Here is a 21,067-nt window from a genome sequence, read left to right as displayed (position 1 = left end):
TCAAGGGGTGGAGCGTCCGCCTATCTCCGGGAAGCGATCATAGGCCCGCTTGAGCGTGTCGAGGTGGTCGGGGTTGTCGAGGTCGAGCGGCGCGTCCGTGAGCTGCACAACCCACCCGCCCGTCGTCGTGCGCCGCGCCCGAGACAGAAGGTCCGCGTCGCGGGCGGGGTCCGGGAACCCGATGGCCTGTGCGGCGGCTGCCGACCAGTAGTTCAGCCAACCCAGCCGATGCGGAGTTTCAGGCGAGCGCATGGCACCAGGGGACTTGATCACCGGCAGGCCTCGGGGAGGGGGCTCCAGGTCATCTGGCCGGTTCCTCGTCTGGCGCGCGATGTCCACGCTTGCCCTGAACGGCGTGGCATGCCCCCAGTACGCGCGTGCGCTTTCCGCCACGGCCTCCAGCACATCCGCCACCGCCGCGCGCCCGCCTGCGTCCGGTGGCAGCTGCGCATGGACCTCAAGTTGTGCCTGACCACCTGGCGAACTGCCCGCTGGCAGTTCCCACCCGGAAATCATCACCGGGTAGCTCTCGTCACCGTTGCACACGAGAGGGAAGCTCCCGTCCTTGGTCCCTTCTGCGAGCCACGCGTCGCGCTGCGGCAATGCGATGGGGCGCCCGTCTTCGGCGACCCTCCAATCCAGGCGCAGGCCAGGGAACGCACGCTCCATCCCATGAACCACGGCCACAGGGCGGCTGTCGTCGCCCACGAGCGCAGGGGCGTAGACGATGAGGGTCATCTTTCGCCTGGCTGCCATCTCAACACCAGTCCATGACGACGATAAGGCCCTTGAGATCCGGGGCCGCATCTTCCAGCGCTTCCTTATGCGCTTCGCTGCGTACACCGACCCGGAAGCCAAATCCGCAGGCCAGAGCGAGGGCACGCTCAATCCGCATCTTCAGCACCTGATCTTTGATCACCTGACCTCGGAGAAAGTCACTGTACGTGTCGAAGTTGTCGGTCTTGACCTCCCAGAGCGTGCGCCTGGCCAGTTGCAGCGCGTCGAAGTTCTTCCCATTCACGAACACATCCCACCCGGGGAAACTGTTGTTCGGAATCTTGTCGGCACAATTGTTGTGCGGGTCATTGCCGCCACGGTGATTTGCCCGTTGAGGCTTGCACTCCGGGCGGCGCTCTCGCTCTAGTGGCTCGGTCGGCACCGGGGGGAACCAATCCTGCCCTGAGGGCTCCGGCTTGGGCTTTCGATTCGCGGAGGGCTCCTGCGGGACGGGCTTCGTTTGGGGCGCGGGCTCTACATCCTCCGAGCTACTCCCTCTCAGTTCATACGCATCCAGCGCTTCCTTGATGGCGACTCCCACCACCACCACGCCAATGACTATCACCGCACCCACAACGATCTCGGGAGCAGCCAAGACGCACAGGCCGATTCCAAGAGCCGCCGCGTCCGTTGAAGCAACAGCGCACCTTCCCGTCCGGTCGTTGAGCCGGACCCTGTCATGGTCGAGGGCGTGAAAGCAGCGCTCCGCGAGCACGGGCCAGGGCTGGGAAGCCTCACGAACGACGCACCGCCCCCCGTCCCTCCAAGGCAGCTCTGCCGCCCGCTGGAGGTTTGCGACCCTCGGGTTTCGGCTCGCTGGCTCTTTCGGGCTGGGCTCAGTCGTTGCGCAGGCCGAGAGAAGCAGCAGGAGTGCGATGCAGGTTCGGTGAAGCATGGACACCTCAGGCCGTCGCGGAGCGCACCGCCGCGAGCAGCGCGCCCGAGTCGATGAGCTGGCTCACCGCCTCGATGTCCTTGTGCAGCTCACGATCCCGGTCCATGTGCGGCACCTTGCTGCGCACCAGCTCGTACGCCGCCAGCGCGCCCTTGCCGGGCTTCACCGGCAGGCGGAAGTCCAGCGCCTGCGCCGCGCACAGCACTTCAATGGCCAGACACGAGCGGGTGAAGTCACTCACCTGTCTGCCCTTGAGCGCCGCCGTCATGCCCATGGACACGTGGTCCTCGCGGCCCGCGGATGACGGAATCGAGTCCACCGACGCCGGGTGGCTCAGCACGCGGGACTCGGCCACCAGCGCCGCGCTCGTCACCTGGGCAATCATGAAGCCCGAGTTCAGCCCCGAGTTCTTCGCCAGGAACGCCGGCAGCCCCGACAACGACGGGTTCACCAACTGCTCCACGCGCCGCTCGCTGATGGACGACAGCTGCGTCAGCGCCATGGCCACCACGTCCATCGCCAGGGAGATGGGCTGCCCGTGGAAGTTGCCGCCCGAGACAATCCGCTCCGTCTCCGTGAACACCAGCGGGTTGTCCGTCGCGCTGTTCACCTCCACCTCGAGGATGCGCCGGGCGAAGGACAGGCCCTCGCGCGCCGCGCCGTGCACCTGCGGCATGCAGCGCAGCGAGTAGGGGTCCTGCACCTTGCTGCAGTTGACGTGCGTCTCCACCAGCTCGCTGCCCACCAGAATCTCGCGCAGGTGCGCCGCGCACTGCTTCTGGCCCGGGTGGGCGCGCACGTCGTGGATCTCCGGGATGAAGGGCTTGTGGCTGCCCAGCAGGCCCTCCAGCGTCATGGCGCCCGCCACGTCGGCGAGCTCCGCCAGCGACTCCGCGCGGAGCTGGAGCAGGGTGCCCACCGCGCACATGGCCTGCGTGCCGTTCACCAGCGCGAGGCCCTCCTTGGCCTCCAGCACCACCGGCTGCAGGCCGGCCCGCTCCAGCGCCTGACGCGCCGGCAGCCGCTGGCCCTGGTGGAACGCCTCGCCCTCGCCGATGAACACCAGCGCCAGGTGCGCCAGCGGCGCCAGGTCCCCCGAGGCGCCCACGCTGCCCCGCTCGGGGACCACCGGCACCACGTCCCGGTTCAGCATGTCCAGCGCCAGCGTCAGCGTCTCCGGGCGGATGCCCGAGTAGCCCTTGGCCAGCACGTTGCACCGCAGGAGCAGCAGCGCCCGGGCCTCCGGGAGGGGCAGGGGGGTGCCCACGCCGCACGCGTGCGAGAGGATGAGGTTGCGCTGGAGGTCGCGCAGGTCCTTCTTGTCGATGCGGACCTCGGCCAGGGTGCCGAAGCCCGTGTTGATGCCATAGGAGGGCGTGTCCCCGGCGGCGACCCGGTCGACCAGGGCGCGCGAGGCGCGGACACGGGTGGCCGCCTCGGGGGCGAGCTCCACGGTGACCTCGTTGCGGGCCACCTGGAGGATCTGCTCCAGCTTGAGGGTGTCACCGTCGATGAGGATACGGGCGCGAGACATTGGGGCTCCAATGGGGTGCGTAAACGCCAGAATGCCGGCTGCGGGCGCTTTACACCCGGGAGCGCTGCTCGTATAGCTCCGCCCGTCTCCACAGGGAGGTCGCAGGCGCCGTGGCATTGATCGTCCAGAAGTATGGCGGTACCTCGGTGGGAAGCGTCGACCGCATCAAGAACGTGGCCCTCCGCTGCCTGGCAGCCCAGGAGGCGGGCCATGACGTGGTGGTCGTCGTCTCCGCCATGTCCGGAGAGACCAACCGCCTGTTGAAACTCGTGGCGCAGATCACCGATCGGCCCGACGAGCGCGAGCAGGACGTCATCGTCGCCACCGGGGAACAGGTGTCCATCGGCCTCGTGGCCCTGGCCATCCAGGCCCAGCAGGGCAAGGCGACCAGCTTCCTCGGCCACCAGGTCCGCATCGTCACCGACAGCACCTTCTCGAAGGCCCGCATCAAGAGCATCGACGCGCAGCCCATCCGCGCCGCCCTGGACAAGGGCCACATCGTCGTGGTGGCCGGCTTCCAGGGCGTGGACGAGGAGGGCAGCGTCACCACGCTGGGCCGGGGCGGCTCGGATACCACTGCGGTGGCGGTGGCTGCGGCGCTGCAGGCGGATGCCTGCGAAATCTATACGGACGTGGACGGCGTCTACACCACCGACCCCAACATGGTCCCCGCCGCGCGCAAGCTGGACCGCATCACCTACGAGGAGATGCTCGAGCTGGCCAGCGTGGGGGCCAAGGTGCTGCAGATCCGCTCCGTCGAATTCGCCATGAAGTACAAGGTGCCGCTCTGGGTGAAGTCGTCCTTCACCGATGACCCCGGCACACTCGTGTGTGAGGAGGACAAGTCCATGGAGGACGTGCTGGTCCGAGGAGTCGCCTACGACCGCAACGAGGCGAAGATCACCGTGTGCGGAGTTCCGGATGTGCCGGGCGCGGCGGCGAAGATCTTCGGAGCGCTCGACGAGAAGCACATCGTGGTGGACCTCATCGTCCAGAACCCGGCGCGGGATGGCCGGACGGACCTGACCTTCACGGTGGGCAAGACGGACTTCGCCAAGGCGCAAGACGTGGTGAAGGGCGTCGCCCAGGACATCCAGGCCGCGGGCATCGAGACGGACGACAACGTCGCGAAGGTGTCCATCGTCGGCGTGGGCATGCGCAACCACTCGGGCGTGGCGGCGCGCATGTTCCAGGCGCTGTCCTCGGAGGGCATCAACATCCAGATGATCTCCACGTCGGAGATCAAGGTGTCGTGTGTGATCCACGCCAAGTACACGGAGCTGGCCGTGCGCGCGCTGCACACCGCGTTCGGGCTGGATCAGCCGCTGCCTCCCGAGGGCGTGGCCACCGTCTCCGAGACGGCCGCCCTCATGGGCGAGAAGGTCTGAGTCCGTGGCGGGCCGCACCGCCGCGCTCGCCGCCGTCGCGCTGGGGTTGATGGGGCTGGGCGCCGTGGCCCGCTTGCAATGGCCCGACTCCGCCCCGGCGCTGGACTGCGCGCCGGAGGCGGTGCGGATCCGCGCGGATGGCGTGGCCATCTGTGGCGATGGGCTCGCGCCCTCGGGTGCGCAGGCCCTGTCGCTCGGCCGGCGGTTGGACCTGAACACCGCCACGGCGGAGGAGCTTGCCCTCCTGCCGGGCGTGGGACCTGCCCTGGCCCGGCGCCTCGTCGAGGCCCGCGAGGCCACCGGGCGGTTCGCGAGCTGGGACGAGGTGGACGCCGTCTCCGGCGTCGGTGCTGCCAAGTTGCAGACCCTCCAGGCGGCCACGTCGCTGGGAGCTGCTTCCGACGCTGGGCCCGTGTGGTAAGCACGGTGTGTGCAGCTCTCCTGTCCCCAGTGCTCGATGCAGTACGTCCTCGACCCCCGCCTGCTCCCTCCGGGAGGCGCGTCGGTCCAGTGCACGCGGTGCGGCCATGTGTTCATGGCTTCTCCCAATGGGCAGCCCCCGCCTCCGAAGCCCGCTCCGGCGGTAACGGGGCAGGGGGGGGCGCCCGCGGTCACGAGCTCCACGCAGATCTTCGGCGCGGGGCGCTCGCCCATGATGTCGACGCAGTTGTTCGGCTCGGGGCCTCATCCCAAGCCGGACACGGATGGGACTGCGCCCACGCCCATCCCGAACACGACGCAGGCTTTCGGGGCCGTGCCCCCCGTGGGGGCAGGTGAGCGGTCTGGTCCGGCGGTACCCCCGCCGCCCTCGGTCGCTCCTGTCGGGGTGACCCGGACGTTTGGCGCGGTGCCGGCGCAGGGGGCCACGGTTCCCGGCAATGCGACGCAGACGTTTGGCGCGGTGCCGGCGCAGGGGGCCACGGTTCCCGGCAATGCGACGCAGACGTTTGGCGCGGTGCCGGCGCAGGGGGCCACGGTTCCCGGCAATGCGACGCAGACGTTTGGTGCGGTGCCGGCACAGGGTTCGCCTTCGCCCGGAAATGCCACGCAGACGTTCGGCGCGGTGCCGGCACAGGGCCCGACCTCGCCCGGCAATGCCACGCAGACGTTTGGCGCGGTGCCTGCGCAGGGCTCCATCGCCCCGGGCAACACGACTCAGACCTTTGGTGCCGTGGCTCCGCGAACCCCGGCATCGCAGGGCCATACCCAGGCCTTTGGCGCCGTGCCCGCGCATGACGCACCCTCGCAGCTCGGGAGGACCCAGACGTTCGGCGCCGTGCCAGCGCCCGTCGGCTCGGAGCGGGTCATCGGCGTGCCGCCAGTGCCCTCCCAGGAGCCCGGCGCCCCGTCTCGGTCGTCGTCCGGCATCTTCCCGCCGAGGACCTCTCCGGCCCATGGCGCGACGCAGGCCTTTGGCGCCGTGCCCGCCACGCCGCCCCCCGACAGCCAGGCCCGCGTGGGGTCGACGCAGTCCTACGGCGCGGTCTCCGCCGAGCTGCCTCCTGCCTCGGCCACACAGGACCCTGGCATCGTCCGCACGGCCCTCTTTGGCGCGGCACTCCCGGCGCCAGGACAGGACGTCGGCATCCGGCTGCCTCCCGAGTCCCCCGCGCCCGTGGGCTCCGAGACGTTGCTGTCCTTCGGCCCGGCCTCAAAGGGGCCCGGGGCCGCCGAGCCGGTCTCCGGGACGGGGAGCCCCCTGCGCCGCGTACCGGTGGAGCTGCCTCCGGAGTTGCTGGCCGCGAGCCGCACCGCGTCCAGCGGCGAGCGGTTCGAATCCGCGCGCCCGGCGGCGGGCCGGGAACGCCTGCTGCCGCTCGTCGTGGTGGCGGGGCTCGTGCTGACAGCCGTGCTGGCCTACCCGGCCTGGCGCGACCGCGACTCGGACATGCCGGCGGCGGCGGTGGAGGACAAGGACCGGGCGGCGGCGCTGCTTCGTCGCGATGACCTGGCCTCGCGCGAGCAGGCCATCCAGCGCCTGCGCACGCTGAACGCCGCACACCCCAAGTACACCGAGGCCCAGGCCGAGCTCGCGGTGGCCCTGTCGCTGCGGATGTCCGACCTCCAGGCCGAGCTCGAGCAGCTCCGCGTCCGCGCGGAGAGGCTGAACCGGAAGAGGGACGCGACCCGGGACATTGGCGATGCGGCGGAGCGGCAGCTGCAAGTCGCCTCGCTGGACAAGGCGCTGGGGGAGGTTGCCAAGGAGCTGGCCCCCATCCGGAGCGAGGTGGACTCCCTGCGCCAGGAGCTGGACAAGCAGCTCGCCGTCCTCTCCGCGGCGCCCGAAGTGGAGCCCGCCCCGGCGCTGTTGGCCCGGCTGAAGGCCCGCGCCCTCCATGCCGGCGTGACGGTGGCACCGGATGCACTGGCCCTGGCCGAGCGCCTGCGCAACGCGGAGGGCTCGCCTGGCACGTGGAGCACGCTGGCACGGGCCGAGTACGCGCTCAGCTCCGGCTCGCCTCCGGACTCGCTGATGGGGGTTGCCAAGGAGCTGGCCGCGCTGCGCCAGGAAGACCGCACGCTGCTGCGCGCCTATGTCCTGGGCGCCCGGCTGGCCCTGCGCCTGAATCAGCAGGACACGGCCCACTCGCTGCTGGACGACACGCTGGCCCTCAACCCCAATCACCAGCTGGCGAGCAAGCTGCTGGCCTCGCTCAACGCCCCCGCCAGGCCCTGAAACGACGACCGTCTCCCGGCGCTCCCGGACTGGAGAAAGTCCAGTCCTTCACGCGCTGATCCATCGCCAGTCCGAGTTTCCGCGGGCGGCGCCCGACACCAGAGTCTGGCGCAGGTCTTGCTTAGCCCTCATGCAGGTTCGAGGACTGGGTACTGGGAGGCATGGTCGATGGCGGAGGTCTTCTTCTGGTGTGCCGCGCTGCTGCTCGTGCACACGTACTTTCTCTACCCGTTGTGCCTGTTCGTGCTGGATGGGGCGGCGCAGGTGGCCCAGAACATCCGGGCGATGAGGGGCAGTGGGGTGCGCCGGCAGGAGGCGCGTGCGGCCGGGCCGAAGAGCTCGGTCAGCCTGGTGGTCGCGGCGTACAACGAGGTGTCCTGCATCCAGCAGAAGCTGGAGAACAGCCTCGCGCTGAAGTACCCGGCGGAGAAGTTCGAGGTGCTGATCGGCTCGGACGGCTCCTCTGACGGCACGGATGACATCGTTCGCAACTGCTCGGATGAGCGGGTTCGCCTGTCCCCCGCGCCACGCGCGGGCAAGACGACGGTGCTCAACCGCTGCATTCCCATGGCCAGGGGCGACATCGTGGTCCTCTCGGACGCGAACACGATGATCGAACCGGAGGCCATTGAACGGCTCGTGCGCCACTTCGATGACCCGGAGGTGGGCGCCGTCTGCGGGAAGCTCAAGCTCTACAATCCGACGAAGCAGGACTACGAGGAGAGCGCGTACTGGAGCTACGAGTCCCTCATCAAGATGTACGAGGGGCGGCGCGGCGCGGTGGTGGGCGCCAACGGAGGGCTCTACGCCATCCGCCGCACGCTGTTCACGGAGCTGCCGCCGTCCACCATCGTCGACGACTTCGTGATTCCGCTGCGCATCCTGGAGAAGGGCTACAAGGTCGTCTACGAGGAGCAGGCGGTTGCTCACGAGGAGACGACGGAGGACTACGGCAAGGAGTTCGGCCGCCGGGCGCGCATCGCCGCCGGCAACTTCCAGAGCCTCCGCATGGTGCCGGGCCTGCTGCTGCCGACCGCTGGCTTCCCCGCGTTCGCCTTCTGGTCCCACAAGCTGCTGCGCTGGTGCGCGCCCGCGCTGATGGGCCTGGCGCTGCTGGCCAACGTGTTCCTGCTCGACAGCATGTTCTACCGCTTCACCCTCTTCGGGCAGGCGCTGTTCTACGCGCTGGCCTACTTGGGGAAGACGGGCGTGCTGAAGCGGGGCACGTCGAAGCGGGTGGCCTCGGTGGCCTACTACTTCGTCACGATGAACCTGGCCATCGTCGTGGGCTTCTGGCGCTTCCTGCGCAACACGCAGCGCGCCGCGTGGGACCGCACCGCTCGCGCCTGAGGTGACGACGGGGGGCCTCCCCCGGGGCCCGGTGTCGGGCCTCGGGAGGACTCAGGGGCAGGGGCCCGCGAACAAACAGCCGGTGCGGGTGGGCTCAGCGAAGCGCCACCGGCACCGGCTTCGTCTTGACCGGGGCCGAGGGCAGCACGCTGCCATACGAGGAGAAGAGCTGGCCGGTGAGCACGGGCTCGCGGTTGGGGCCGGGGTGGCGCAGAAAGTCGTTGAGCGCCTGGCCCGTCTTCGGATCTCTCGGCAGGTGGGGGCGGTCGAGGTTCATCCGGTAGCGCACGACGCCCCGGCGCACGCGGTGGATGACGGTGACGGTGCCATCCGCGGCCACGTCGTCGACGATGCCCACGTGGGTGAGTCCATCGTTGCGCCGGCCGTCCCGGTTCTGGTCGTACGTCTCGCGGAAGAACACGAGGTCGCCGGGCACGGGCCGGCCCTCCGTGAAGACGCGGCCCTTCGCGCGGGCGTGGCGGTAGAGCGCGGTGACGCCGTTGTCGCCGGGCTTGAGCGTCCCCTTGAAGGTGACGCCGGCCTGGGCATAGACGCCCTCGATGAGGCCGGTGCAGTCGGAGGGATACTTGCGCCCGTTGAGCGTCACCTGCTGCTTGCCCACCAGCGCGCGCGCCGTGGCGAGCACCGTCTCGCGTGGGTTGGTGGACTGCGGGGTGGGGCGCGTGGACGTCGTGGCGCGGGTGACGGAGGGCTTCTTGGGCGCGCGGGAGGCCACCGGCTTCGCCTGGGCACCGGCCCGGTCCTCTCGCGAGGACACTTCGGTCCTCGGAGGCGTCCGCGCCTTCTTCGTGGCGACCACCGGGCTGGAGAGCGCTTCGCGCGGGAAGGCGGGCGGAGAGGCGGAGCGGTAGCGCAGGCTGTAGGAGTCCAGCCAGGGCTCCAGGGGCGCGCCCGAGGTGGCACACCCCGTCGCCAGCACCGCGAGGGTTCCGATCAGCGCAACCGACCTCATGGAGCGACCTCCCTGTAGCGGCATGAGGCAGCCATGCTCGGCCGGAGTTCGTGTGTCGTCAAAAAACCTACCCAGGCAACCGGCCGTCAGGGCTCGGGTTTCCGGGGGAGCGCGGGTGCGGTATTGCTGGGGGTGAATGGCCCCCCTTCGTCGAGCCCTCGCCGTCCTGCTGCTGGCCACCGGCTGCATCTCCTCGCCCTACACGCGCGCCGCGAGCACCGACACCGTGGAGGCGTACCGGGCGTTCCTCCGGGAGAATCCCACGCACCCGGACACCGACGCCGCCCAGGCGCGGCTGGCGGAGCTGGAGTTCGAGGACGCCAAGCGGCTGCACACGGTGATTGCCTACAAGCGCTATTTGGAGGCGTACCCGGACGAGGCGCCCTCGCGCACCGCGAAGACGCTGCTGGAGGGCCTGCGCTTCAACGCCGCGAAGGAGGCCGACACCGTGGCCGCCTGGCGCCAGTTCCTCCAGGAGCACCCGGACGGCTCCCAGCGCGACGAGGCGAAGCGCCTGCTGTCCGAGGCCGAGTCTCGCGAACTGGCGAACACCGAGGACCCGACGAAGCTGGCCGACTACCTGAAGGCCGCACCGGATGATCCGCGCCGCCAGGAGGTGGAGTCGCGGCTGGACGGCCAGGCCTTCGCGCAGGCGAAGGCGTCGGGCGCGATGAAGCTCTTCGCGTACCTCAAGGACTTCCCGGCCGGCGCCCACCGCGAGGAGGCGCGCGCCCTGCTGCTGGAGCTGGAGGTGGAGGGGCTGCTCGTCTCCGGGCTGGTGGACGAGGCCGAGGCGCGAGTGAAGGCGCACCCGCTGGGGCCGAAGCTGACGGGCTTCCCAGCACGCCTGGCCCAGACCCGCGCCGAGCGCGCCGCCCTGGCCCGCCCCGAGCCGCTCGTCCAGGCCTCGCATGTGGGCCACTACCTGCGCGACTTGGAAGACCTGAAGCGCGCGCTGGTGGCGCCGGACGCGCTGGACCGCTGGCAGGCGGCGGAGGAGCTGGGGCAGCACGTCTCCGTGCGCGCGTTGGATCCACTGCTGAACGCGCTGCGCGCCGCCCGCAACCCGCTGATCCGCCAGCACGCGCTGGAGTCCCTGCGCACGGTGCTCTCGGCGCTGCCGCGCCCGGTGGCGGAGTACGAGGTGGCCTCTCGCCTGGAGACGCTGCGCGAGCGGGCGACGAGCTCGGAGCTGTACCTCACGGTGGCGGTGCTGCTGGACCTGTCCGGTCGGCTCGCCCAGGCGTCCACGGAGTACCAGCGCGCCGTGGACGGAGGCGCGCCGGATCCGGTGGTGCTGCGCCGCTGGGTGCAGATTCGCGAGCAGCGCGGCCAGCACTTCTCCTCGGCGGTGGCGGCGCGGCAGCTCGCGCTCTGGGCACTGGAGGTGGCGAACGAGGAGCCCGTCACGTCCGAGGGCCGCATGCCCCTGGGGACCGCGCGGCAGCTCTGCGCGGCGGCCGTCAACGCGCGCTTCGCGGCGGAGTCCATCGCCCGCGCCCGCGCGGCCAGTTCCGAGTTCGCCGAGGACCTGGCCGAGTTCGACCGCAGGGCGGCCGAGGCGAAGCGGCTGTCCGAGGCCCGGCTGGCGGACGCGGAGCTGCTCCTGCGCGAGCAGTCACCCGGTGTCCGCACCTGCGCCGACCAGGGCGTGCGTGAGCGGCTGGACGGCGCGGTGAAGGAGCGCACCGCGGCGCTGGAGGCGGTGGGGACGAAGCTGCCCCAGCAGGTTTCGCGACTGCTGCTCGAGCTGGCGAGGGAGCGGGATCCATCCCCCCAGGTCCGCGCGGCGGCGTCGGCCCGGCTGACCGCCCTGAAGCCCGTGCCCTGATCCACCCGGATCCGGGTGTCCGCGAAGGGCAGGGCGGTTAGAGTTCCCCGCCCCATGGCCACTCGCTCGTACACCCTCAAGGTCGCCCCCGCGAAGCCGTCGTCGCGGATCGACTACGCCGCCCTCCTCAACGAGGAGCAGCTCGCGGCGGTGGAGGCGGGGGAGGGGCCGGTGCTCGTCATCGCCGGCGCGGGCTCGGGCAAGACGCGCACGCTCACCTTCCGCGTGGCCCGCCTGCTGGAGCGCGGCGTGCCGCCGGAGGGCATCCTCCTGCTCACCTTCACCAACAAGGCCGCCCGGGAGATGACGCGGCGGGTGGAGGAGCTGGCCGGCTCCTTCGCGGACGTGAAGCGCATCCTCGGCGGCACCTTCCACCACGCCGCGCACGTGCTGCTGCGCCAGCATGCGGGCGCGCTGGGCTTCTCCCCCAACTTCACCGTGCTGGACCGCGAGGACTCGCGCGACCTCATGGTGACGTGCATCGCCGAGCGCAAGCTCAAGAGCGACAAGCGCTTCCCCCGCCCGGAGCTGGTGCTGGAGCTGGTGTCCATGGCCACCAACCTCCAGCAGCCCGTGTCCCAGGTGCTGGTGGACCGCCGCCCCCAGTTCCTCCCGCTGGCCCCCGAGGTGCTCGCCACCGGTGCGCGCTACCAGCAGCGCAAGGCGCAGATGCACCTGATGGACTTCGATGATCTGCTGCTCCACCTGAAGCGGCTGCTCACCCAGCACGCCGACATCCGGGCCCAGCTCACCGAGCGCTTCCGCTGCGTCCTCGTGGACGAGTACCAGGACACCAACCGGCTCCAGGGCGACCTCGTGGACCTGCTCGCCGGGGAGCGCAAGGACCTGACGGTGGTGGGCGACGACTGCCAGTCCATCTACAGCTTCCGGGGCGCGGACTTCACCAACATCATCGGCTTCCCCGAGCGCTACCCCGGCTGCGCCGTCTTCACGCTCACGCGCAACTACCGCTCCACCCCCGAAATCCTCCGGCTGGCCAACGTCTCCATCTCCCGGAACGAGCGGCAGTTCCCCAAGGAGCTGACCGCCGCGCGCCCCTCGGGCGTCATGCCCGTCGTCGTGCCCACGAAGGACGCCGCCGAGCAGGCCACCTTCGTGGCCCAGCGCGTCCTCGAGCTGCGCGACGAGGGCCTGTCGCTGGAGGCCATGGCCGTCCTCTACCGCGCCCACAGCCACTCCCTGGAGCTGCAGCTGGAGCTGGCGCGCCGGGGCATCCCCTTCCGGGTGCGCTCCGGGGTGCGCTTCTTCGAGCAGTCCCACGTCAAGGACGTGCTGGCCCACCTCCGGCTGGTGAACAACCCCGCGGACGAGCTCGCCTTCAAGCGGGTGGTGCGGCGGGTGCCCGGCGTGGGCCCCGCGACGACGGAGCATCTGTGGACGTCCCTGCGCGCGCTGCCGGAGGGCACGCCCCTGGCGGAGGGGCTGGCCCATGGCGACGTCCGCGCGCACGTGCCGCGCAAGGGCCAGAAGGGGTTCCAGCGCTTCTCGGACCTGATGCTCCGACTGACCCGGCCGGAGGGGCTGCGCACTCCCGGGGCGCTGATTGAAGACGTGCTGGCAGGTGGGTACGCGGAGTACCTCAAGGCGGAGTTCGCCGCGGAGGAGCTGCGGGAGGAGGACCTCCGCCAGCTCGCGGAGTTCGCCAGCCGCTTCGAGGACCTGCCCCGCTTCCTGTCCGAAATCGCCCTGGTGGCGGAGTTCGCCGCGGGGGAGGCCCTGGGGGCGGACGCCCCGGACGAGTACCTGACGCTGTCCACCGTGCACCAGGCCAAGGGGCTGGAGTGGCGGGCCGTCTTCGTCCTCTGGCTGGCCGACGGCCGCTTCCCCCTGTCGCTGGCCACCCGGTCGCCCGAGGAGGAAGAGGAGGAGCGCCGCCTTTTCTACGTGGCCATGACGCGGGCCCGGGACGAGCTGGCGCTGGTGTACCCCCTGACAGTGCTGCCCCGGGACGGGGAGCGCATCCTCCTGCGGGTGTCCCGGTTCATCGAGGAGCTGCCGGTGGGGGCGGAGGCGCCCTATGATCGGCTCGTCCTGGCCTCCGTCGAGGCGCTGGAGCTGGCCCTGCCCCGGGGGGAGACTCCGGTCGTCCCCACCGAGGGGGCGGCCGAGCCCCCGCCGGGCGACCCGGACCCGGGGGACTGAGGCGGACGCCCAGAAACGCGCACGCGCACGCGCGACGTGATAGAGAGTGGAGGGCAGGCGCGCCTCCACTGGCCCACGCCCCCCGAACTTCATGGCGGACAGACCTCGCATCGTCGGGATTGACCTGGGCACCACCAACACGTTGGTGGCCTCCGTGCGCAACCGCATCCCGAAGATCGTCCCCACGGATCGCGGCAACCTGACCCTTCCGTCCGTGGTCGCCCTGTCGTCCCGTGGCGACCTGATGGTGGGCGGGGTGGCCAAGGATCAGATGGTCACCAACCCCCACAACACCCTCTGGGGGACGAAGCGGCTGATCGGCCGGAAGTTCAACTCCAAGGTGGTGGAGGACCTCAAGGGGTACTTCCCCTACGACATCGTCGAGGGCCCCAACGGGGACGCGGCGGTGATGCTGGGTGGCAAGCTGTACTCGCTGCCCCATGTGTCCAGCTTCGTGCTGGGCCAGGTGAAGACCATCGCCGAGCAGTTCCTGGGCGGCCCCATCGACGCGGCGGTCATCTCCGTCCCGGCCTACTACAACGACAACCAGCGCAACGCGGTGAAGGAGGCCGGCCGGCTGGCGGGCTTCGACGTGAAGCGCATCGTCAACGAGCCCACCGCGGCGGCGCTGGCCTACGGCTTCAACCGCGGCCTGGACCAGAAGGTCCTCGTCTATGACCTGGGCGGCGGCACGTTCGACGTGTCCGTGCTGCATTTGGCCGGCAACGTCTTCGAGGTGCTCGCCACCGGCGGTGACACCTTCCTGGGCGGCACGGACTTCGACAACCGCATCATGGAGTATGTGCTGGAGCGCTTCCGCGAGGAGAACAAGGTCGACCTCACGGAGAACCCCATCGCCCTCCAGCGCATCAAGAACGCGGCGGAAGCGGCGAAGATCGACCTCACGCTCATCCCCAACGTCGTCATCGACCTGCCCTTCATCGACGAGCGCAAGGGCAAGCCGCTGGATCTGCGCATCCCCCTGACGCGAGAGTTCCTCAACAGCCTCTCCGGCGACCTGGTGGACCGCACCTTCGACATCTGCGACCGGGTGCTGGAGGAGAAGGGCATCTCCCGCGCGGAGATCGACGAGATCATCCTCGTCGGCGGCCAGAGCCGCATGCCCCTGGTGCAGCAGAAGATTCAAGCGCACTTCGGCAAGGCCCCGCGCAAGGGCGTCCACCCGGACGAGTGCGTGGCGCTGGGCGCGGCGCTGCTGGGCGACTCGCTGGGCAGCATCGACGCGGTGACGCTGCTGGATGCGCTGTCCATGCCCATCGGCTACGCGATGCCCAACGGCCGCGTGAAGCGCATCATCGAGAAGAACTCGCTCATCCCGCTGGTGAAGAGCTTCCGCCTGCCTCCGCCGAAGGAGCCGGGCTCGCCCTTCATCGAGCTGGACATCTACCAGGGCGACAGCGACATGCTGGTGGACAACGAGTACCTGGGCACCGTGCGCGTACCGGCCGCCGCCGCGGGCCGGAAGATCGACTTCCGCCTCACCGAGGAGTGTCTGCTCCAGGTGACGGTGGAAGAGGCCAGTGGCATGCGCAAGGTGGACCTCGCCACGCGTGACACGCCGGAGCAGCTGAAGCGGGCGCTCCAGGAAGCCGCCGCGCGCAACCCGCAGCAGGGCCCCACGGCCAGCAGCGGCAGCGACAATGGCGGGCTCCTGTCCAGGATCGGGAGCATCTTCCGGAGGGGCTAGGGAGTCAGTGATGCCGAAGTTCCCGTCGAAGGAGTGGTTGGACGAGGCCGTTCGTCTCACCAATGAGGACCCCGAGTGCGTCGTGGCCGGCAAGGGCTGGAAGGGCGACTTCGGAGCCATCATCGAGGCCGAGCCGGGCAAGCTGGCGAAGACCTTCGTGGTGCACGTCGTCCCCGGCGACTGCCGCATCGAGAAGGCCCGCGTGCTGGCGGATCCGGATGACCTGGACGAGCTGGAGCCCGTCTATCTGGCGCGCGCCCCGTACTCGGTCTGGAAGCAGCTGCTGACCGGCACGTTGGATCCGGTGGAGGCGGTGCTCAAGCGCCGCATCTCCATGAAGGGCGACCTGCAGCCGCTCATCGAGCGGATGAAGTACAAGGGCATCGCCGACCGGGTCTTCGCGAAGCTGCAGACGCAGTACATCGACGAGCCGTGAGCGGGGGAGGGGCACCATGGGCATCAGGGACGACTTGAAGAAGCAGGCGCTGGACGTGTCCGGCAAGGCCATGGAGAAGCTCATGGCCGACGACAAGCGGGCCATGGCCATCGCCAACGCCATCGGGAAGGTGCAGCGCGGCAAGCAGGCGCTGGACCGGGGGCAGGAGGAGCTGATGAAGGCCTTCAACTTCGCGCCCCGCAGCGAGTTCAAGTCCCTGGGCAAGCAGCTCTCGGGACTCAAGCGCCGCCTGCGCGAGTTGGAGGAGAAGCTCGACGGCCTGTAGTCGAAATTGCGTTGACACCCGCGCGGGCGGATGGCATTTACCCCCGCGTTCGTTGCCGACACGGCAGCACACACAGCAAGGGCGTATAGCTCAGCGGTAGAGCACTGCCTTCACACGGCAGGGGTCGCAGGTTCAATCCCTGCTGCGCCCACTTCAAAGAGGCCGTGAGTCCGAGGGGAAACCCAGGACTCACGGCCTCTTCGTTTTCCGGCTCATTCGCCCATGTGTTCACTGTACGTAGCCTCGCACTGCCCCCCACGTGTGTGCGGGCGCGAGGCATGTCACCCTGGGCTCGTGTCGACGAGAAATCTTCGCTTCACGTGGGAGCCGTGGGGAAGCGTGGTCGTTCGGGCTCCGGCTCCGGACGACGCGCTGGCGGACTACCTCACCAGCGAGCTCCAGCCCGGCTCGGGCGCGGCGGAGCGACTGCTCGAGCTGATTGGCGAGTTCCGCTCCACCCGCCGGGGCTCCTGGGAGGTGCCGGGGGACAGCTGGAGCGTGGAGCTCACCTACGCCCGCGCCACCCTGCGCACCGAGTACGCCATTCCCGGGCGCACGGTGCACCTGCCGATTGAGGACTTCGAGGAGGCGGTGCGCGCCTGGCTGGACTTCGTGGCGCTGTCACTCGCCTCCGCCTCCTGAGGAGGCCCCGGACAGGGGCCTCCTCCTGAAACCCCGGGCCGGGCGGCTCAGGCCTCGGACGTCCCCGGGAGCTCCTTGGAGACGGGCGGAGTGGCCGGGGCGTTCCGGTTCTTGATGAGCGACGCCACGATGCTCCCGCCCAGCAGGGTGGCGATGACGCCCAGCGACACCGCGGGGGACACCTTCACCACGTCCACCAGCGACATCTTCGCACCGACGAAGACGAGCACCGCGGACAGGCCCACCTTCAGGTAGCTGAACTTCTCCACGGCGCCGGCCAGCAGGAAGAACATCGAGCGCAGGCCGAGGATGGCGAAGATGTTGGACGTGAAGACGATGAACGGATCTCTCGTCACCGCGAAGATGGCGGGGATGGAGTCGAGCGCGAAGATGACGTCCGACGCCTCCACCAGCAGCAGCGCCATGAAGAGCGGCGTGGCCAGCCAGCGGGCGTTCTCCTTCGTGAAGAAGTGGTGCCCGTCGAACGTGTTCGTCGAGGGGATGGTGCGCCGGGCGAACCGCATCAGCCAGCCGTCTTCCGGGTGCTCCTCCTTGTTGCGCTGCAGGAAGAGCTTCACGCCCGTCAGGATGAGGAAGGCGCCGAAGACGTAGATGAGCCAGTGGAAGCGCTCCAGCATGGCCACGCCCGCGAAGATCATGATGGCCCGCAGCACCAGCGCGCTGAGGATGCCCCAGAAGAGCACCCGGTGCTGGAACAGCGCGGGGATGCGCAGCGCGGAGAAGATGACGACGAAGACGAAGATGTTGTCGACGGAGAGCGACTTCTCGATGAGGTAGCCGGTGAGGAACTGCACGCCCGGCTCGGCCCCGAACTTCCACCAGACGACGGCGTTGAAGACGAGCGACAGGCTGACCCACACCACGCTCCAGCCCAGCGCCTCCTTGAACTTCACGACGTGCGCCTTGCGGTGGAACACGCCGAGGTCGAGCGCCAGCATCGCGATGACGAAGACGATGAACCCGCCCCATAGGGCCGGACTGCCGATGCTCTCGAGATTTCCCATAGGGCTGTGGAGATAAGAGCCGCCCGACCCATCGACAAATAGAGATTCCAGCGCCGCTCCTTCGAGAAAACCGAAGAGTCGACGGTGCGCGGGCGCTCAACAGGCGGTCTGTCGAGGTGCTGGCCTGTCCAGTGGAGGGGCGGCCAGGGGGGCGCTCCAGTGCCCGGGCAAGAGTTGGGAAGTGTTCGGTAGGAGGATGGGTTTCGCACGGTCCCGGTTGGACTGAAGAGTCACGGGGCCATCGAGACCAGCCAGGCGTCCCCGCTCCCCAAGGCAGCTCCGGCCTTCGGGGAGGAGGGCGCGTTCAGGAGGCCGCCGGCGATCGTCGCCCACGGCCCCGTCACTCTCGCGGCCCCCCGAAGAAGGACCGAACCTTGACCCGGAACCGATTTCTCGCTTCAACCTGTGGTGCCCTGCTCGCGCTGGCCACCGCTTCCGGCTGCGGTAACCCTGGCAACGAAGGAAGCGATTCGCCAGGGGCTGTCGAGCCGCCCGTGGAGCAGCCCCAGCTGCCGAGCCCCGATCCGTCCGAGCCGCCCGGTGGGCAGCCGACCGAGCCGGCGCCCACGCCCGAGCCGACCCCGGAGCCCACCCCTGAGCCCACGCCGGTGCCCACGCCGGACCCCAGCCCCGCTCCAGAGCCGAGCCCCGCTCCGGAGCCGACGCCCACCCCCACGCCTCCTCCGACGACTCCGAACAAGCCGGGCATGGACAAGTTCGGCGTGACGCAGCTGTACCCGACGGTGGCGGGCGGTGAGGAGTGGTCCCTCGCCGACAACCCGACGGCGGACAAGCGCTTCGACCCGCAGAACACGATTACGCGCAACGCGGACGGCTCCTGGAAGATGAAGAACAGCCAGGTGCGCATGGGCGTCTCCACGTCCACCGGCTACAGCGCCGCGAAGATTCCGACGTATGACCGTGACGTGCTGGCCAGCCGTGGCTACATGCAGGCCGCCAACGACTGGAAGAACGTGGAGATGACGGGCTTCGTGAAGCTCAACGCGGCGCAGGACGGCGCGGACAACTTCGACTGGTATGCGCGCGGCGGCAAGCACAACGACGACCACTCGGGCTGCGAGGGCAGCAGCTACAAGGGCGGCCTGCACTATGACGGCCGTGCCCGCTGGCAGAAGGAGACGTGGCACGTCTCCTACGAGCAGGCCCCGTACAAGCCCGCCACCTCGGCGCTCAAGGGCCGCTGGGTGGGCTTCAAGGCGGTGATGCGCAACACCCCCGTCAACGGCAAGGAAGCCGTGCGCCTGGAGCTGTACGTCAACGAGAACGCGGACAAGGTCACCTGGAAGAAGGTCCACGACATGGTGGACGCTGGCGACTGGGGCGGCGACGCCGACCATTGCGGTGGCGCCGTCGGTGCCATGCCGATCAGCTGGGGTGGCCCCATCGCCACGTTCCGCTGGGACAACGCCAACGACGTGGACTTCAAGTGGCTGTCCGTCCGTGAAATCCAGCCGTAGTCAGGAGTGCGCTTCGGTGGCGCCCCCGTCACACGGGTGAAGCCACCGTCGTGAAGCCAATGGGGGCGTGGAGGGCGAGAGCCCTTCGCGCCCCCCGTGTTTCCTGGTGGACGCGGGCCAGGTCCGCTGACGGATGTCCGCACTGTACCGGAGGGCAGGTGGCAGGTGTGGCCGAGGGTTCCCAGCCTTCGGGCGCCGACGCGCCAGTCGCCGGCCGTTGTCCGGGCGCGGCGCTCCGCCGGCCCGCCTCGAGTCCGAAGGGAAGGGAAGACCTCCATGCAGATTACGTTCCTGGGCCACGCCGGCTTCGTCGTGGAGACCGCGGGGGCCATCGTCGTCATGGACCCGTGGCTCTCTCCTCAGGGCGCCTTCGACTCGGCGTGGATGCAGCTCCCTCGAAACCACCACCTGGCCCCGTTGGTGCGCGAGAAGCTGGAGACCCCGGGCAAGGAGCGCTTCCTCTACATCAGCCACGAGCACAAGGACCACTTCGACCCGGAGTTCCTCGCCACCGTGCAGCGGCGGGACTTCACGGTGCTGGTGCCGCGCTTCCACCGCTCGGAGCTGCAGGACGTCTTCGCGAAGTACGGCTGCAAGCGCGTCATCGCCTGCGAGGACGGACGCGAGGTCCCCATCAAGGGCGGCTACATCAAGCTGTTCGTCTCCGAGCAGGGCACCAACCGCGACTCGGCGGTGATGGTGCGCGGGGACACCCAGTGCTTCCTCAACCTCAACGACTGCAAGCTCCATGACCGGATGGCGCGCATCGTCGCGGAGGAGGGGCCCATCGACGTCTTCTCCGCCCAGTTCTCCGGGGCCATCTGGCACCCCACCTGCTACGAGTACGCGCCCGAGGTGTACTCCGCAATCTCCCTGAAGAAGCGGGACAGCAAGTTCGAGGCGGTGGCCCGCGCGCTGGAGCAGGTGCAGCCCCGCGCGTACATCGCCGCGGCGGGCCCCGCGTGCTTCCTGGACCCGGCCCAGTTCCACCTCAACTTCGAGAAGGTGAACATCTTCCCGAACGCGACGCACCTCTTCGAGTTCATGCGCAAGCGGCTGCCGGACGCGGCCACGCGCTACCTGGAGCCCATGCCCGGGGACGTGCTGGACGCGCGCACGCTGGAGTTCGTCTCGCTGTCCCCGGAGCGCGTGACGCCGGAGAACCTCGAGCAGTACCTGCGCGACTACGCGGCGATGCAGGAGCACGTCTTCCGCGAGCGGCGACGCAACATGATGCGCGCCGAGGTGGATGAGATTCACGAGCGGCTGCGCGTGGAGCTGCAGCGCAAGCTGGACCTGTTGGAGCTGCACGAGCGCGTGGGCATGCCGCTGTACGTGGAGCTGACGGAGCTGCCCGAGCGGCTGCTCCGGGTGGACTTCAAGGGCCGGCGCGTGGACGTGGTGCCGGAGCTCCGCGAGGCGGTGCGCTACACGATGAAGGTGCGCGCGGCGGACATCGTGCGGGTGCTGGACCGGAAGCTGAACTGGGAGGACTTCCTGCTGTCCTTCCGCCTGCGGCTCAGCCGCAACCCGGATGTGTACGAGCCCGTGCTCCACGGCTTCCTGGGCGTGGAGATCGAGGACATGCGCGAGTTCTGCGAGGGCATCCGCTCCACGGAGGCGCAGCGCGAGCGCACCGTGGTGGACGTGGGCGGCAAGCGCTTCTCCATCCAGAAGTTCTGCCCCCACCAGGGCGCGGACCTGTCCGAGGGCTGGGTGGAGGAGGGCCGCTACCTCGTGTGTCCCCGGCACCGCTGGCAGTTCGACATGCAGGACGGCGGCCGCTGCACGCAGAACGCCTCCAGCCTCTGCGCGGAGCCCGTGTCCGAGCGGGAGCCGGACAAGGCCGACAAGTCGGCCGCGCCCGTATCGCTGCTCCAGCCTCGCCTGTAGGGCGCGAGCCT

Annotated in this window: 17 protein-coding genes, 1 tRNA gene and 1 pseudogene; 14 read left to right on the top strand and 5 right to left on the bottom strand. The window is 69.6% G+C overall.

Annotated features, from left to right (window positions below; genetic code table 11):
* From G4D85_RS40060 to hutH, 3 genes are all read right to left on the bottom strand, one after another.
* Positions 1-756, bottom strand: coding sequence for a DUF5953 family protein (locus G4D85_RS40060; RefSeq protein WP_164019529.1), 756 nt, complete (start codon positions 754-756; stop codon positions 1-3).
* Position 757: 1 nt separating this feature from the next.
* Positions 758-1,372 (bottom strand): DUF6310 domain-containing protein, encoded by a 615-nt coding sequence (locus G4D85_RS40055; RefSeq protein WP_338052939.1) that lies wholly within the window; start codon positions 1,370-1,372, stop codon positions 758-760.
* Between the two features lie 307 nt (positions 1,373-1,679).
* Complete coding sequence (hutH, locus tag G4D85_RS40050) at positions 1,680-3,206, bottom strand: histidine ammonia-lyase (RefSeq protein ID WP_164019527.1); 1,527 nt, start codon at positions 3,204-3,206, stop codon at positions 1,680-1,682.
* Positions 3,207-3,316: 110 nt separating this feature from the next.
* Here hutH and G4D85_RS40045 point away from each other — a divergent pair, with 110 nt between their 5' ends.
* From G4D85_RS40045 to G4D85_RS40030, 5 genes and pseudogenes are all read left to right on the top strand, one after another.
* Positions 3,317-4,594, top strand: a complete 1,278-nt coding sequence (locus G4D85_RS40045; protein ID WP_164019526.1) for an aspartate kinase — start codon at positions 3,317-3,319, stop codon at positions 4,592-4,594.
* Positions 4,595-4,598: 4 nt separating this feature from the next.
* Positions 4,599-5,015 (top strand): ComEA family DNA-binding protein, encoded by a 417-nt coding sequence (locus G4D85_RS40040; protein ID WP_164019525.1) that lies wholly within the window; start codon positions 4,599-4,601, stop codon positions 5,013-5,015.
* A 9-nt stretch (positions 5,016-5,024) separates the two neighbouring features.
* A pseudogene (locus G4D85_RS50905) lies at positions 5,025-5,123 on the top strand (zinc-ribbon domain-containing protein); the annotation flags it as partial.
* Positions 5,124-5,420: 297 nt separating this feature from the next.
* A complete protein-coding gene (locus G4D85_RS40035; RefSeq protein ID WP_240359783.1) occupies positions 5,421-7,271 on the top strand; it encodes a hypothetical protein in 1,851 nt (616 codons plus the stop codon).
* Between the two features lie 168 nt (positions 7,272-7,439).
* Positions 7,440-8,621 (top strand): glycosyltransferase family 2 protein, encoded by a 1,182-nt coding sequence (locus tag G4D85_RS40030; RefSeq protein WP_164019523.1) that lies wholly within the window; start codon positions 7,440-7,442, stop codon positions 8,619-8,621.
* 94 nt (positions 8,622-8,715) lie between these two features.
* Here G4D85_RS40030 and G4D85_RS40025 read toward each other — a convergent pair whose 3' ends face one another.
* Positions 8,716-9,594, bottom strand: a complete 879-nt coding sequence (locus tag G4D85_RS40025) for a CHAP domain-containing protein (RefSeq protein ID WP_164019522.1) — start codon at positions 9,592-9,594, stop codon at positions 8,716-8,718.
* Between the two features lie 136 nt (positions 9,595-9,730).
* Between G4D85_RS40025 and G4D85_RS40020 the strand changes: the two genes are divergently transcribed.
* From G4D85_RS40020 to G4D85_RS39990, 7 genes are all read left to right on the top strand, one after another.
* A complete protein-coding gene (locus G4D85_RS40020) occupies positions 9,731-11,425 on the top strand; it encodes a HEAT repeat domain-containing protein (protein ID WP_164019521.1) in 1,695 nt (564 codons plus the stop codon).
* 54 nt (positions 11,426-11,479) lie between these two features.
* Positions 11,480-13,588 carry an ATP-dependent helicase gene (locus tag G4D85_RS40015; RefSeq protein ID WP_164019520.1) on the top strand — a complete coding sequence of 703 codons (2,109 nt, stop codon included), beginning with the start codon at positions 11,480-11,482 and terminating at the stop codon, positions 13,586-13,588.
* Positions 13,589-13,679: 91 nt separating this feature from the next.
* The gene (locus tag G4D85_RS40010; protein WP_164019519.1) at positions 13,680-15,296 is read left to right on the top strand and encodes an Hsp70 family protein; all 1,617 of its coding nucleotides are present in this window, start codon (positions 13,680-13,682) and stop codon (positions 15,294-15,296) included.
* A gap of 10 nt (positions 15,297-15,306) precedes the next feature.
* The gene (locus tag G4D85_RS40005) at positions 15,307-15,732 is read left to right on the top strand and encodes an SCP2 sterol-binding domain-containing protein (protein ID WP_164019518.1); all 426 of its coding nucleotides are present in this window, start codon (positions 15,307-15,309) and stop codon (positions 15,730-15,732) included.
* A gap of 16 nt (positions 15,733-15,748) precedes the next feature.
* A complete protein-coding gene (locus G4D85_RS40000) occupies positions 15,749-16,018 on the top strand; it encodes a hypothetical protein (RefSeq protein ID WP_164019517.1) in 270 nt (89 codons plus the stop codon).
* Positions 16,019-16,097: 79 nt separating this feature from the next.
* Positions 16,098-16,169 (top strand) — tRNA-Val (locus G4D85_RS39995).
* Between the two features lie 188 nt (positions 16,170-16,357).
* Positions 16,358-16,660: a hypothetical protein gene (locus tag G4D85_RS39990; protein WP_164019621.1), complete on the top strand. Its 303-nt coding sequence runs from the start codon at positions 16,358-16,360 to the stop codon at positions 16,658-16,660.
* Between the two features lie 47 nt (positions 16,661-16,707).
* On the opposite strand, the gene G4D85_RS39985 is transcribed toward G4D85_RS39990, so the two are convergent.
* Positions 16,708-17,685: a TerC family protein gene (locus G4D85_RS39985; RefSeq protein WP_164019516.1), complete on the bottom strand. Its 978-nt coding sequence runs from the start codon at positions 17,683-17,685 to the stop codon at positions 16,708-16,710.
* A 374-nt stretch (positions 17,686-18,059) separates the two neighbouring features.
* On the opposite strand from G4D85_RS39985, the gene G4D85_RS39980 reads away from it, so the two are divergent.
* A complete protein-coding gene (locus tag G4D85_RS39980; protein ID WP_164019515.1) occupies positions 18,060-19,163 on the top strand; it encodes a carbohydrate-binding protein in 1,104 nt (367 codons plus the stop codon).
* 276 nt (positions 19,164-19,439) lie between these two features.
* Positions 19,440-21,056 (top strand): Rieske 2Fe-2S domain-containing protein, encoded by a 1,617-nt coding sequence (locus G4D85_RS39975; RefSeq protein ID WP_164019514.1) that lies wholly within the window; start codon positions 19,440-19,442, stop codon positions 21,054-21,056.
* The last annotated feature ends 11 nt before the right edge of the window (positions 21,057-21,067 follow it).

The organism is Pyxidicoccus trucidator (assembly GCF_010894435.1).
GTDB lineage: Bacteria > Myxococcota > Myxococcia > Myxococcales > Myxococcaceae > Myxococcus > Myxococcus trucidator.
Note: the sequence above shows the minus strand (reverse complement) of the source record. Positions and strands in the feature narration are given on the sequence as shown.